Annotated in this window: 10 protein-coding genes; 4 read left to right on the top strand and 6 right to left on the bottom strand. The window is 71.5% G+C overall.

The genetic code is table 11. The annotated features are described in order from the left end of the window. Positions 1-80: 80 nt before the first annotated feature. The 5 genes from ACFYXC_RS23265 to ACFYXC_RS23245 all read right to left on the bottom strand — a co-directional run bounded on the left by ACFYXC_RS23265 (position 81) and on the right by ACFYXC_RS23245 (position 5,530). Positions 81-1,313 carry a branched-chain amino acid ABC transporter substrate-binding protein gene (locus ACFYXC_RS23265; protein WP_388919898.1) on the bottom strand — a complete coding sequence of 411 codons (1,233 nt, stop codon included), beginning with the start codon at positions 1,311-1,313 and terminating at the stop codon, positions 81-83. Positions 1,314-1,594: 281 nt separating this feature from the next. Continuing rightward, complete coding sequence (locus ACFYXC_RS23260; protein ID WP_389553895.1) at positions 1,595-2,224, bottom strand: Tat pathway signal sequence domain protein; 630 nt, start codon at positions 2,222-2,224, stop codon at positions 1,595-1,597. Then, on the bottom strand, positions 2,221-2,625 hold the full coding sequence (locus ACFYXC_RS23255) for a hypothetical protein (protein WP_389553894.1): 405 nt from the start codon (positions 2,623-2,625) through the stop codon (positions 2,221-2,223). The genes ACFYXC_RS23260 and ACFYXC_RS23255 overlap by 4 nt, the downstream gene beginning before the upstream one ends. Before the next feature lie 65 nt (positions 2,626-2,690). Further along, positions 2,691-3,179 carry a PaaI family thioesterase gene (locus ACFYXC_RS23250; protein WP_388919907.1) on the bottom strand — a complete coding sequence of 163 codons (489 nt, stop codon included), beginning with the start codon at positions 3,177-3,179 and terminating at the stop codon, positions 2,691-2,693. 71 nt (positions 3,180-3,250) lie between these two features. After that, on the bottom strand, positions 3,251-5,530 hold the full coding sequence (locus ACFYXC_RS23245) for an FdhF/YdeP family oxidoreductase (RefSeq protein WP_389553893.1): 2,280 nt from the start codon (positions 5,528-5,530) through the stop codon (positions 3,251-3,253). Between the two features lie 191 nt (positions 5,531-5,721). Here ACFYXC_RS23245 and polA point away from each other — a divergent pair, with 191 nt between their 5' ends. Continuing rightward, positions 5,722-8,448 (top strand): DNA polymerase I, encoded by a 2,727-nt coding sequence (gene polA / locus ACFYXC_RS23240; RefSeq protein ID WP_389553892.1) that lies wholly within the window; start codon positions 5,722-5,724, stop codon positions 8,446-8,448. Positions 8,449-8,936: 488 nt separating this feature from the next. Then, positions 8,937-9,977, top strand: coding sequence for a serine hydrolase (locus ACFYXC_RS23235; RefSeq protein WP_389553891.1), 1,041 nt, complete (start codon positions 8,937-8,939; stop codon positions 9,975-9,977). Here ACFYXC_RS23235 and ACFYXC_RS23230 read toward each other — a convergent pair. Beyond that, complete coding sequence (locus tag ACFYXC_RS23230; protein WP_389553890.1) at positions 9,898-10,794, bottom strand: DUF4184 family protein; 897 nt, start codon at positions 10,792-10,794, stop codon at positions 9,898-9,900. The two genes, ACFYXC_RS23235 and ACFYXC_RS23230, sit on opposite strands and share 80 nt — an antisense overlap. A gap of 401 nt (positions 10,795-11,195) precedes the next feature. Between ACFYXC_RS23230 and ACFYXC_RS23225 the strand changes: the two genes are divergently transcribed. Then, positions 11,196-12,920, top strand: a complete 1,725-nt coding sequence (locus ACFYXC_RS23225; protein WP_389553889.1) for a lytic transglycosylase domain-containing protein — start codon at positions 11,196-11,198, stop codon at positions 12,918-12,920. Positions 12,921-13,068: 148 nt separating this feature from the next. Further along, positions 13,069-13,203 carry an SPW_0924 family protein gene (locus ACFYXC_RS23220; RefSeq protein ID WP_389553888.1) on the top strand — a complete coding sequence of 45 codons (135 nt, stop codon included), beginning with the start codon at positions 13,069-13,071 and terminating at the stop codon, positions 13,201-13,203. The last annotated feature ends 20 nt before the right edge of the window (positions 13,204-13,223 follow it).

Raw genomic sequence — 13,223 nt, 5'->3', positions numbered from 1 at the left:
GGATGTGACCGGATGTGGGTCCGCGCGGGGCGCTTGTCCTGCAGCGCCCCGCGCGGCTCAAGTGGTGGTGCGGGTGTGGGTCAGCCCGTGTAGGTGCCGGACTTGACCGCCTTCCAGTCGCCGCCCTCGACGGAGTAGACGGTGAGCTGCTTGTTGGTGGCGTCGCCGAACTCGTCGAAGGAGACCTTGCCGGTCACGCCGTCGAAGGAGACGTTCTGCATGGCCTCGGTGACCTTGGCGCGGGCGTCGTCCGGGAGCTTGCCGTCGTTGTCCTCGACGACCTTCTTCACGGCCTCGATGATGGCCCAGCCGGAGTCGTAGGAGTAGCCGCCGTATGCCTCGTAGGCCTCCTTGTAGCCGGCCGTCTTGTAGTTGGCGACGAACTCCTTGGCGGAGGGCAGGTCCTCGACGGGCGCGCCGACCGAGGTGGCGAGGTCGCCGGTGCCTGCGGCGCCGGCCAGCTTGATGAAGTCGGCGCTGTAGATGCCGTCACCGCCGACGAGCGGGATCTTGGCGCCCGCGGCCTTGATCTGCTTGCTGAGGGGGCCGGCCTGCGGGTACTCGCCGCCGTAGTAGACGACGTCGGCGCCGGAGCTCTTCACCTGGGTGGCGACGGCGGAGAAGTCCTTGGTGTCGGGGTCGATGTGCTGGGTCCCCACGACCTTGCCGCCGAGCTTCTTGAACTCGTCGGTGAAGGTGGCGGCCAGGCCGGCGCCGTAGGTCTTCTTGTCGTCGATGACATAGACCTTCTTCTTCTTGGCGTCGTTGAAGACGTACTGCGCGGCGAACGGGCCCTGGATGGCGTCCGTGGTCGCGGTGCGGAAGTACGACTTGTAGGGGCGCGCCTTGTCGCCGCCGTTCCACTTCGTGCCCTGGGTGAGGGCCGGGTTGGTGTTGGCGGGGGAGACCTGGGTGAGCTTGGCGTCGTCGAAGACCTTCTGCATGGACTCGGCGACGGAGGAGTTCAGCGGGCCGACGACGCCGAGGACGTCCTTGTCGGCGACGAACTTGGTGGCGTTCTGCTGGCCCGAGGAGGGCTGCGCCTGGTCGTCGAGGGCTTCGACCTTGAAGGTTATGCCTTCGACGGTCTTGTCCTTGTTGGCCGTCTTGGCGGCGAGGTCCACGGAGTTCTTGATGCCGAGGCCCAGCGCGGAGAGGTCGCCGGTCAGCGGGGCGTCGACGCCGATGACGACAGTGGTGCCGTCGCTGCCGGAGTCCGAGCCGCCGTCGTCGTCGCGCGAGCCACAGGCGGTGAGGGTGAGTGCTCCCGCCGCCAACGCGGCGGTGATGGCGATGAGCGAACGTTGACGCACGATCAGCAGTCCTTTCCCTGGCACAGCCGGTTCCTCGTGGAACGGGCCGAGTCGAGCGCTGGGCCGAAACTTCTTCGAATCCGATGGCGCGGTGACTGGCCGTGACTCTAAGCGGGTGGAGGGAACGTGGAGGAGAGTCTGACGAAGGCTGTGACGCTCTTGTTATGACACGAGGTAATGCAGAGCGGTACTCGGTGGGTGGATGGGCGGAATTACAGCCGATTCGTCCGGTCCACATTGTGAGAACCCGCAGATCGTGCGGCGGGGATTCCAGCAGCGTTCTACCGTTTTGCTAGTGACGGGTGGTCGTTGCCGCAGGCGACTTGGAGGGCCTGGGCGAAGTCGTGCGCATAGCGCTCTCCCAGGATGTAACTGTGGTCCTCTATTGCGCGCGTATTACGCAGAGTTACGTCCAGGAAAGGAAGTCCGGCGTTCCGCGGCGTATTCGCGCATTCCGTGACATTCATAGTGACAATGATCTTGTGGCCGAAACCCGTCCTGGTCCGGAACGGCGGCCGGGGCACGGAGGTCAGGGAGAGGCCGGCGTAGGGCTGAGAGATGCCCACGACGCTGACCGCCGGGCCGGACTCCGCGGTGACCCGTACCGCGAAGGTGAAGCTGCCCCTCGACGCGTTCGCTGGGCGGCCCTCCTCGCCCAGGTAGTGGATGTCGATCACCTGGGACGGGTACGGCACGGGGTCGGGTGGCGACTGCGGCCGGGTCGCGAAGAGGTAGCCGCCGCCCGCGAGGAGGACGGCGGCCGCGGTGCACGCGAGCACGGCGCGGCGGTGACGGGCGCAGAACGCCGCGAGGCGTTCGTGCGGCAGCTCCTGACGGGATCCGGGGGGCGGCTCGCCGGCGTCCCACGCGCGCGTGCCCTCGCCCGGTTCGACCGGTCCGACTCCGCTCAACTCCACGGCCCTTCACTCGGGTTGCCGTCGCGGTACCGCTCCTCGCAGCGGTCGCGCGCGACGCGGTCGATGAGCCGCTCGGCCGCCTGTGCGCCCTCGCGCTCCCGCTCGGTCCGGGCGGTGTCCACGACGGCCTTCAGGATCTCGTACTGCCTGTTGGACAGGCCCATGGACTGGTAGTCCCCGTAGGTGTCGCCGTCCAGGACCTCCCGCGACCAGTACGCGACGACGCGCGCGCACAGGACCTCGGGCGGGGTCGCGGTCACCGGTGCCGCCGGGCCCGACCGGGGCGCGGCGGGTCCGCCCGACCCGCCGCAGCCGGTGACCCCGCAGACCAGCGCGGCGGCCAGGAGTGCCACCCCCGGTGCCGGCCCTCGCCAGGACGCTCCACCCGTTCCCATCCCTCGAAGCTAGGCGGCGCGGGTGCCCGGGATCAACGCCGGTGCGGACACCGTTCGGCGCCGGTTCAGGCGGTGGCGCCGACCCGCTGCGCGTCGTCGGGCGTCACATCGCGCAGCATGCACGTCAGGCGCGCGCTGCACACCCGCCTGCCGTCCTCGTCGCTGATCACGATCTCGTACGTGGCGGTCGAGCGGCCCCGGTGCAGCGGTGTGGCCACGGCGGTGACCAGGCCGGACCGGGCGGCCCGGTGGTGGGTGCAGTTGAGGTCGACACCCACGGCGATCTTGGAGCTGCCGCCGTGCAGCATGGCGCCGACCGAGCCGAGGGTCTCGGCGAGCACGGCGGAGGCCCCGCCGTGCAGGAGCCCGTACGGCTGGGTGTTGCCCTCGACCGGCATGGTGCCCACGACGCGGTCCGCGGACGCCTCGACGATCTGGACGCCCATGCGCGTGCCGAGGTGGCCGGCGGAGAACATGGCGGTCAGGTCCACGCCGAGCGCCGAGTACTCGTCGATGACCTCTTGCGGGAACTTCACGTGGTGCTGCTCGCCCATGGGGTCCGTTTCCTTACGTCGTCAGTCGTGCGTCCGGGGCCCGTGTCCGGAACATGCACCTAAGCGAACGCTCAGTTGGTGGCCGATTGTTCCAGACGGACGACGACGGACTTGCTGGCGGGCGTGTTGCTGGTGTCGGCGGTGGCGTCCAGCGGCACCAGGACGTTCGTCTCCGGGTAGTACGCGGCCGCGCAGCCGCGGGCCGTCGGATAGTGCACGATCCGGAAACCGGCCGCGCGGCGCTCCACCCCGTCCTTCCACTCGCTGACCAGATCGGTGTACGAGCCGTCCGCGAGGCCCAGTTCGCGGGCGTCCTCGGGGTTGACCAGGACGACCCGGCGGCCGTTCCTGATGCCCCGGTAGCGGTCGTCGAGGCCGTAGATCGTGGTGTTGTACTGGTCGTGCGAGCGCAGGGTCTGCAGGAGGAGGCGGCCCTCGGGGAGCTTCGGGTACTCGACGGGCGCGGCGGTGAAGTTGGCCCTGCCGGTGGCGGTCGGGAAGCGGCGCTCGTCGCGCGGGGCGTGCGGCAGGGCGAAACCCGCCGGGTCGGCCACGCGCGCGTTGAAGTCGTCGAAGCCGGGGACGACGCGCGCGATGCGGTCGCGGACGGTCGCGTAGTCCTTCTCGAACTCCTCCCAGGGCGTGCGGGACGCGTCGCCGAGGACCCGGCGGGCGAGGCGGCACACGATGGCCGGTTCGGACAGCAGCTGCCCGCTCGCGGGCTCCAGACGGCCGCGCGAGGCGTGCACCATGCCCATGGAGTCCTCGACGGTGACGAACTGCTCGCCACTGCCCTGGAGATCGCGCTCGGTGCGGCCGAGGGTGGGCAGGATCAGGGCGCGCGCGCCCGTGACGGCGTGCGAGCGGTTCAGTTTCGTCGACACGTGCACCGTGAGGCGGGCGCGGCGCATGGCCGCCTCGGTGACCTCGGTGTCGGGGGAGGCCGACACGAAGTTGCCGCCCATCGCGAAGAAGACCTTCGCCCTGTCGTCGCGCATCGCGCGGATCGCCCGGACGACGTCGTAGCCGTGCCCGCGCGGCGGGGCGAAGCCGAACTCCTTCTCCAGGGCGTCCAGGAAGGCGGGCGCGGGGCGCTCGAAGATGCCCATGGTGCGGTCGCCCTGCACGTTCGAGTGGCCGCGCACCGGGCACACGCCCGCGCCCGGCCGGCCGATGTTGCCGCGCAGCAGGAGGAAGTTGACGACCTCGCGGATCGTCGGCACGGAGTGCTTGTGCTGGGTCAGGCCCATCGCCCAGCACACGATGGTGCGCTCCGAGGCGAGGACCATGCCCAGCGCCTCGTCGATCTGCGCGCGCGAGAGGCCCGTCGCGGTGAGCGTCTCGTCCCAGTCGGCGGCGCGGGCGGCCTCCGCGAACGCCTCGAAACCATGGGTGTGTTCGGCGACGAAGGACTCGTCGACGGCGCCCTCGGTCTCCAGGACCAGCTTGTTCAGCAGGCGGAAGAGCGCCTGGTCACCGCCGATGCGGATCTGCAGGAACAGATCGGTGAGCGCGGCGCCCTTGAACATGCCCTGCGCGGTCTGCGGGTTCTTGAACCGCTCCATGCCCGCCTCGGGCAGCGGGTTCACCGTGATGATCCTCGCGCCGTTCGCCTTCGCCCTCTCCAGGGCGGACAGCATGCGCGGATGGTTGGTGCCCGGGTTCTGCCCCGCCACGATGATCAGGTCGGCCTGGTACAGGTCGTCCAGGAGGACGCTGCCCTTGCCGATGCCGATCGTCTCGTTCAGCGCCGAGCCGGACGACTCGTGGCACATGTTGGAGCAGTCGGGGAGGTTGTTCGTGCCGAACTCGCGGGCGAACAACTGGTAGAGGAACGCCGCCTCGTTGCTCGTGCGGCCCGAGGTGTAGAACAGCGCCTCGTCGGGGGAGGCCAGGGAGGTGAGCTCCTCGGCGATGATGTCGAACGCGCGCTCCCAGGACACCGCCTCGTAGCGGTCGGCGCCCTCCGCGAGATACACCGGGTGCGTGAGGCGGCCCTGCTGGCCCAGCCAGTAACCACTGCGGGTCGCGAGGTCGGCGACCGGGTGCGCGGCGAAGAAGTCCGGGGTCACCCGGCGCAGGGTGGCCTCCTCCGCGACCGCCTTCGCGCCGTTCTCGCAGAACTCCGCGGCGTGCCGGTGCTCGGGCTCGGGCCAGGCGCAGCCCGGGCAGTCGAAGCCGTCCTTCTGATTGACCCGCAGCAGGGTCAGCGCGGTGCGCTTCACCCCCATCTGCCGCTGGGCGATGCGCAGGGTGTGCCCGATGGCGGGCAGCCCGGCCGCGGCGTGCTTCGGCCCGGCGACCTGCGGCGCGTCCTGGACCGGATCACTCTGGGGCGGCTTGCCGGCCATTGCGGCCTCCTCTTCGAGCACACGTGTGAGGTACGTCTCCGATACTCCCACGTGGTGGTGACACCGATCGTGCCGCGGTACGAAGAATGATCGTGTGCGCTCCGCCGCACAGTGGGCGCAGGGCGTGCGAGTACCCGGTCGTGGCGGCGGGGCGGGGCCGACTGTCAGTGGGGCGTGGCAGGATCGGGGGTGTGGCAGAGACAGCATCGAAGAAGACCGAGAAGACCTCCGGCCAGGCACGTCCGCGGCTGATGCTCATGGACGGGCACTCGCTGGCGTACCGGGCGTTCTTCGCGCTGCCCGCGGAGAACTTCACGACGGCGACGGGCCAGCCGACGAACGCGATCTACGGCTTCGCGTCGATGCTCGCCAACACGCTGCGCGACGAGGCGCCCACGCACTTCGCGGTGGCGTTCGACGTGTCCCGCAAGACGTGGCGCTCCGAGGAGTTCACGGAGTACAAGGCGAACAGGTCGAAGACACCCGACGAGTTCAAGGGCCAGGTCGAGCTGATCGGTGAGCTCCTGGACGCGATGCACGCCGAGCGGTTCGCCGTCGAGGGCTTCGAGGCGGACGACATCATCGCCACGCTCGCCACCCAGGCCGAGGCCGAGGGCTTCGAGGTGCTGATCGTCACCGGCGACCGCGACGCCTTCCAGCTGGTCTCCGAGCACACCACCGTGCTCTACCCGACCAAGGGCGTCTCGGAGCTGACCCGGTTCACGCCGGAGAAGGTCTTCGAGAAGTACGGCCTCACTCCCGCCCAGTACCCCGACTTCGCGGCCCTGCGCGGCGACCCGTCCGACAACCTGCCGGGCATCCCCGGCGTCGGCGAGAAGACCGCCGCGAAGTGGATCAACCAGTTCGGTTCCTTCGCGGAGCTGGTCGAGCGCGCCGAGGAGGTCAAGGGCAAGGCCGGGCAGAACTTCCGCGACCACCTGGAGTCGGTCAAGCTCAACCGCCGCCTCACCGAGATGGTCCGCGACGTCGAGCTGCCGAAGGCCGTCCCCGCCCTGGAGCGCGCCCCGTACGACCGCACGGCCGTCGCCATGGTCCTGGACACCCTGGAGATCCGTAACCCCTCGCTGCGCGAGCGGCTGCTGGCCGTCGACCCCGGCGCCCAGGACGCCGAGGAGGCGGCCCCGGTCGCCTCGGGCGTGGCCGTGGACGGCACGGTCCTCGACGCCGGCGAGCTGGCGCCCTGGCTCGCCGAGCACGGCACGACGGTCCTCGGGGTCGCCACGGTCGACGCCTGGGCGCTCGGCACGGGATCGGTCTCCGAGATCGCCCTCGCCTCGGGCGGCGGGGCCGCCGCGTGGTTCGACCCGTCGACGCTCGACGAGAGCGACGAGAACGCGTTCGCGCGCTGGCTCGCCGCCCCCGACCGGCCGAAGGTGCTGCACAACGCCAAGGCCGTCATGCGGGTCTTCGCCGAGCACGGCTGGCGGGTCGAGGGCATCGCCATGGACACCGCCCTCGCCGCGTACCTCGTCAAGCCGGGCCGCCGCTCCTTCGACCTGGACGCGCTGACCCTGGAGTACCTCGGCCGGGAGCTGGCGCCCGCCGCGACCGCCGACGGACAGCTCGCCTTCGGCGCGGACGAGGGCGCCGAGGCCGACGCGCTGATGGTGCAGGCGCGCGCCGTCCTCGACCTGGGCGAGGCTTTCGGTGAGCGGCTCAGGGAGGTCGGCGCGGCCGACCTGCTCCAGGACATGGAGCTGCCCACCTCCGAGCTGCTCGCCCGCCTGGAGCGGCACGGCATCGCGGCGGACAGGGCCCACCTGGAAGCCATGGAGCAGATGTTCGCGGGCGCGGTCCAGCAGGCCGTGAAGGAAGCGCACGCGGCCGTCGGGCACGAGTTCAACCTCGGCTCGCCCAAGCAGCTCCAGGAAGTCCTCTTCGGTGAACTGGGCCTGCCCAAGACCAAGAAGACGAAGACCGGCTACACGACGGACGCCGACGCGCTGGCCTGGCTCGCCGCCCAGACCGACCACGAACTGCCCGTCATCATGCTGCGCCACCGTGAGCAGGCGAAACTGCGGGTGACCGTCGAGGGCCTGATCAAGACGATCGCCGCGGACGGCCGCATCCACACCACGTTCCACCAGACGGTCGCCGCGACGGGCCGCCTCTCGTCGCAGGACCCGAACCTGCAGAACATCCCCGTCCGGACGGAGGAGGGCCGCGCGATCCGGCGTGGCTTCGTGGTCGGCGAGGGCTTCGAGACCCTCATGACCGCCGACTACAGCCAGATCGAACTGCGCGTGATGGCCCACCTCTCGGAGGACGAGGGCCTCCTCGCGGCCTTCACCTCCGGCGAGGACCTGCACACCACGGTCGCCTCCCAGGTGTTCTCCGTGGAGCGCGACGCCGTCGACGCCGAGATGCGCCGCAAGATCAAGGCGATGTCGTACGGGCTGGCCTACGGGCTGTCGGCCTTCGGCCTGTCCCAGCAGCTCAACATCGACGCGGGGGAGGCGCGTGGCCTGATGGACACGTACTTCGAGCGCTTCGGAGGGGTACGGGACTATCTGCGCCGGGCGGTCGACGAGGCGCGGGCCACCGGTTACACGGCGACGCTCTTCGGGCGCCGCCGCTACCTCCCCGACCTCAACAGCGACAACCGGCAGCGGCGGGAGGCGGCCGAGCGGATGGCGCTGAACGCGCCGATCCAGGGCACGGCGGCCGACATCGTCAAGATCGCCATGCTGCACGTGGACCGGGCGCTGCGGGAGGCCGGCCTCACGTCGCGCATGCTCCTCCAGGTCCACGACGAAATCGTCCTGGAGATCGCCCCGGGCGAGCGCGCCCGGGCGGAGGAACTGGTCCGCCGGGAGATGGCGGGCGCGGTGCAGCTCAGGGCGCCCCTGGACGTCTCGGTCGGCTCGGGCACGGACTGGGAGTCGGCAGCCCACTGACACGACTCGGCTCCACCGGGGTGCGTTGTATCGGCTCCGGCCCCGTCGTGGTCGGTCGCGCAGTTCCCCGCGCCCCTTGAAGGGGCTGGGGTGGTACGTCGACTCCGGGCCGGTCGTGGCTGGTCGCGCAGTTCCTCGCGCCCCTGGCGGGGCTCGGGGGCTTGGGGCCTGTGCGATCAAGCAGGGGTTGGGCCCCACCCACCCAGGGGCGCGGGGAACTGCGCGACTCGCGCAGGGGCGTGGCTCGGCCTATGTGGCCGGGCTCAGCCCCACCCCCCTAGGGGCGCGGGGAACTGCGCAACCCGCGCACGGGTCTGGCCCGGCCTGGGAAACCGGGCTCAGCCCCACCCGCCTGAGGGGCGCGGGGAACTGCGCGATCAGGCACGACGGGCCGCACGTCACATCGCGCGCCAACCCCCGGAGGGAACCGTCACCCGCGTGGCCCCCGACCAGAAGCCCCCGGCGGGCCCCGCCATAAAAATGCGGGCATGGGTCCACGCGCACGACACTGCCGCCCCCTCCTCGCCGCAGCCCTGACCTCCGTACTCCTCGCCCCGGTCACCGCCGTCTCCGCAGCAGCCGCCACCCCTCGCATCCCGGCCCCCGCCCCGACCAGACGCATCCTGGCGGGCACCTTCGACGGGAGCGGTCACGGGAGCGACCGGCCGGCGGACGGCCACGTCACCTGCCACGCCCCGCACCAGCCCGCCCTCGCCGCCCGCCTGTCGCACGACATCCACGCGGCGCTGTCGTCCAGGACCGGCACGGTCTCCGTGGTCGTGCACGACGACCTCGGCCTGACCTGCACGCTCGCCGGCCGGCGCCAGTACGACTCCGCGAGTGTCGCGAAGGTGCTGATCATGGAGGCACTGCTGCGTCGTGCCGAGGGACTGGGCCGCAGACTGACCCGCTGGGAGGCGAGAAACGCCCGGCCCATGATCGTCCACTCGGACAACATCACCGCCTGGCGCCTGTGGACGTCCCTGGGCCACAGCTATCTGAACGGCTTCCTCGCCCGGGCCCGTACCCACGCCACCGTTCTCGGCCACGGCGGCTACTGGGGCCTCACCCGTACGACGGCCGCCGACCAGATGCGCCTGCTGGAGGTCCTGACGAGTTCCCACTCCTTCCTCCGCACCCGCGCGTACGGCCTCGCACTGCTCGCCGAGGTCCGCCCCGACCAGCGCTGGGGCGTCCCCGCAGGCATGCCGCGCGGTATGAAGGCCCATGTCAAGAACGGCTGGCTGCCCCGCTCCACCCACGGCTGGCGCGTCCACAGCGTCGGCGCCTTCACGGGCAAGGGCCGCGCGTACCGGATCGTCGTCCTGTCCCACGACAACCCGACGAAGGCGTACGGCGTCCGCACCATCGAGCGGATAGCGAGGGCCGTGCACCGCAATCTGGGCCCCGGCCGCGGTCGTGGTCGCGGCCTCACCCCGGAGACGGCGGTCAGCGAGGAGCCGGACGGCTCGGCTCCGTACGGGCCGGTGCCGGGCCGGGACGAACCGGAGCCGGACGCCACACCCTGACCGCCACGGCGTACACGGCGAACCCGACGGCCAGGCCGGCCCCCGCCCCGAAACAGACGGTGGGGATCAGCTCCCAGGGTTCTGCCCGCGACCCCCAGTGGTCCCACCAGCGCGTCGCCCGCTGTACGGCCGCCGACACCGCGCAGCCGCCGATCAGGACTGCGGCGAGCCACCGGTCACGCCCCGAGAGCACGGGCACTCCCACCGGCACCCCCATGGGTGCCCCGCCCGGCGCCCCCTGGTGTTCGGTGTCCTGCCGCCGTCGCAGCCGCAGGGCCACCACCAGGAACGTCGCGATGACCACGGCGGCGATCGCCGAACCGCCGTACTGCAGATACCAGTACAAGGGGGAACCGGCGAAGTCCCGCTCCAGGACGGGGAAGAGCCGGCCGCCCCAGCGGTCGTGGTGCGTGAACGCGTCCCACACGACATGGGTCAGCGAGCCGAGCACCGCGGACACGTACCACCGCAGGGCGAGCGAGGGCCGGAGGCGGGCGCGCGGCGCACCGCAGCGCACGAAGGCCCCGATCCGGCCCTGCCCGCCCCGTGGCAGCAGCGCCACCAGCGGTTCACGCAGCACCAGCCAGGCGCCCACGAGCGCCCAGGCGACCAGGACGTCGAAGGTGAACACCCCGGTGAAGGAGTGCGTGAACTCGCCGAACTCCATGGCCTCCGGAAAGACACTCGCCGCGTAATAGGTCATGTCGGGCGCGAACGAGCCGGCCACGAGCACGGCCGGGATCAGTCGGCCGCGTCCGGACCCGTCGGCACGCACGGCCGGCAGGACCGCCGCGGCATGGCTGAGAGTGAACGGCAACTGGGCTCCCCGCGAACGGCGTCGGACGGATCGGGTGGCTCCAACCGGACGCGACAGAGCCATCGGACCCAAAAGTCCATCGGACCCGAAAAGTCCGGCGGACCCGGCGGACCGGCCGGGCCTCGGCACGGTCCTGGCCCGACCCTTGATCAGGACGGCCAGTATGCGGGAACGGTTCCCGCCCGTCCGGCATGCTGAAGAGCGGCACGGGCAGCAGGGGCGGCAGGTCGCCACGAACGGCATGTGGCCAACCGGTGAAAACCGGGCGCGAACAGGTGTGTGCGCGGCAGAAGTTGTCGTAGGGTCGCCTGGGTTGCCGTATGGGGGAGCGTGGCCGCACGGCACCGCACAGCAGGAGAACGCGCGGAGCACGGGGATCGTTCACGGGAGGGGTTCACGCAATGGCGGCGCAATTCGGCAGGCGGGTCGTCAAAGGGGCGGCAACCACCGCCGTGGCAGCGGTCGCGGTCGCGGCCCTGTCCGCATCCCAGGCCCCGGGCGTGACGGACACCCCGCAGGGCAGACAGAACGCCAACTCGCAGCCCTCGCCCGACGGGAAGGGCAGCGACAGCGCCACCGGCAACTCGCCCTACTACACGGACCTCCCGCCGCTCAACAGCCCGACACCGTCGCCCAGCGCGAGCGGCAATCCCTCCGGCACCCCGGGGAACGCCGAAGCGGGCATACCGGCGACCGTCCTCGACGCGTACAAGAAGGCCGAGGCGTCCCTGGGAGAGTCCAAGCCCGGGTGCAGACTCCCCTGGCAGCTCCTCGCCGCCATCGGCAAGGTCGAGTCCGGGCACGCCCGCGGCGGCCGCGTCGACGCGAACGGCACCACGACCTCCCAGATCCTCGGCCCGGTCCTCAACGGCGTCGGCTTCGCGCGGATCACCGACACCGACGGCGGCGCGTACGACGGGGACACCACGCACGACCGTGCCGTCGGCCCCATGCAGTTCATCCCCTCCACCTGGGAGTGGTCGGGTCGCGACGGCAACGGCGACGGCCGCAAGGACCCCAACAACGTCTACGACGCGGCCCTCGCGGCCGGCCACTACCTGTGCCGGTTCGGCTGGGACCTGTCCGACAGCGGCGACCTCAGGCGCGCCATCCTCAGCTACAACAACTCGACGGACTACCTGAACACGGTCCTGTCGTGGCTGGAGTACTACCGCAAGGGCACCCACGAGGTCCCGGACGGCACGGGCACGCTGCCCTCGGGCCGCAGCGACGGCAACAGCGGCAGTGGCGCCGGCACCGGCAGTGGCAGTGGCAGCGGCGGGTCGAGCACCAGTCCGACGCCGACCCCGCCGGCCTCGACGCCGCCCAGCAGCCAGACCCCGGGCGGCGGCGGCTCTTCGAGCCCGAGCCCGAAGCCGCCCACCACACCGGCCCCGCCGTCCACCACACCGCCGGCGACCCCGGTCACCCCCACCCAGACGGTGGACCACCTGGAGGACGCGGGCACCGGGAAGCTCACGGCGACGGCGGGCGGCACCTTCACCGAGCGGATCGCCGCCCGTACCGAGACCAAGGCCGGCAAGCCCGTCGGGAAGGTCCGGGTCCGGTTCACGATCGTGGGCGGCACCGACACGACCTTCACCGGCGGTGAGAGCGTCGCGACCATCGTCACCAACGGCTCCGGCGTCGCGACGGCCCCCGCGCTCGAAGCGGGCGAGAAGACCGGCGGGTTCACGGTCCGCGCCACCGTCGTCGGCCGCACCGTCGCCGGCCTCGACTACGCGGCGACGGTCACCGCCCGCCAGGCCGACGGCCTCGCCCGCACCACCGACGCCGCGCTGACCTGCGTGCCGGGCGGCGAGTTCGCGAACCAGGTCGAGGTGAAGGCGACCTACAAGGGGGCCGCCGCGGCCGGTGTCGCCGCGACCGCCACGCTCGTCAAGGCGGCGGACGACGCGACCGCGAACGACAAGGGCCCGTACTTCAAGGGCGCGGACGGCAGCGCGGTACGCACCCTCGCGGGCCTCGAGACGGGCGCGAACGGCCTGCTGACGCTGCCGAAGCTGTACGCGGACGACACCGCCGGTACGTACCTGCTGCGGATCACGACGACCGGCGGCGCGACGCTGACCGTCGAGCTGACGGTGGCGGCAGCCGCCTCGTAACACCGGAGACGGACCAGCGGCGCCCCCTTTCCCGGCCTGCCGGGGAGGGGGCGCCGCCGTGTGTGCGCTACGTGTTCTCATCTCGCCCGCGCGTTGCTACGGTGCCGGACCTGACGATGTATCAGCTCCGCTGTGCCGGGAGGCCCGCATGCGTGCCGTGATCGCCGCCGCGACCGGTCTCGCCGTCGCGTTCGCGCTGGTCCTCACGATCACCGCGCTGGGTGCACCGGAGGGCGGGACGTCACCCGAGCCCCTGCTCACCACCGTCCCCAGCCATCCGTGACGCACAGGGAGGGCCGCCGA

The organism is Streptomyces sp. NPDC002701, assembly GCF_042889045.1.
Lineage (GTDB): Bacteria > Actinomycetota > Actinomycetes > Streptomycetales > Streptomycetaceae > Streptomyces.
Note: the sequence above shows the minus strand (reverse complement) of the source record. Positions and strands in the feature narration are given on the sequence as shown.

Bases quoted from the DNA above. Each gene is read 5' to 3' on its own strand.
- ACFYXC_RS23255 (WP_389553894.1), bottom strand. From the start codon at position 2,625: ATGGGAACGGGTGGAGCGTCCTGGCGAGGGCCGGCACCGGGGGTGGCA.
- ACFYXC_RS23250 (WP_388919907.1), bottom strand. From the start codon at position 3,179: ATGGGCGAGCAGCACCACGTGAAGTTCCCGCAAGAGGTCATCGACGAG.
- ACFYXC_RS23245 (WP_389553893.1), bottom strand. From the start codon at position 5,530: ATGGCCGGCAAGCCGCCCCAGAGTGATCCGGTCCAGGACGCGCCGCAG.
- ACFYXC_RS23235 (WP_389553891.1), top strand. From the start codon at position 8,937: ATGGGTCCACGCGCACGACACTGCCGCCCCCTCCTCGCCGCAGCCCTG.
- ACFYXC_RS23225 (WP_389553889.1), top strand. From the start codon at position 11,196: ATGGCGGCGCAATTCGGCAGGCGGGTCGTCAAAGGGGCGGCAACCACC.
- ACFYXC_RS23220 (WP_389553888.1), top strand. From the start codon at position 13,069: ATGCGTGCCGTGATCGCCGCCGCGACCGGTCTCGCCGTCGCGTTCGCG.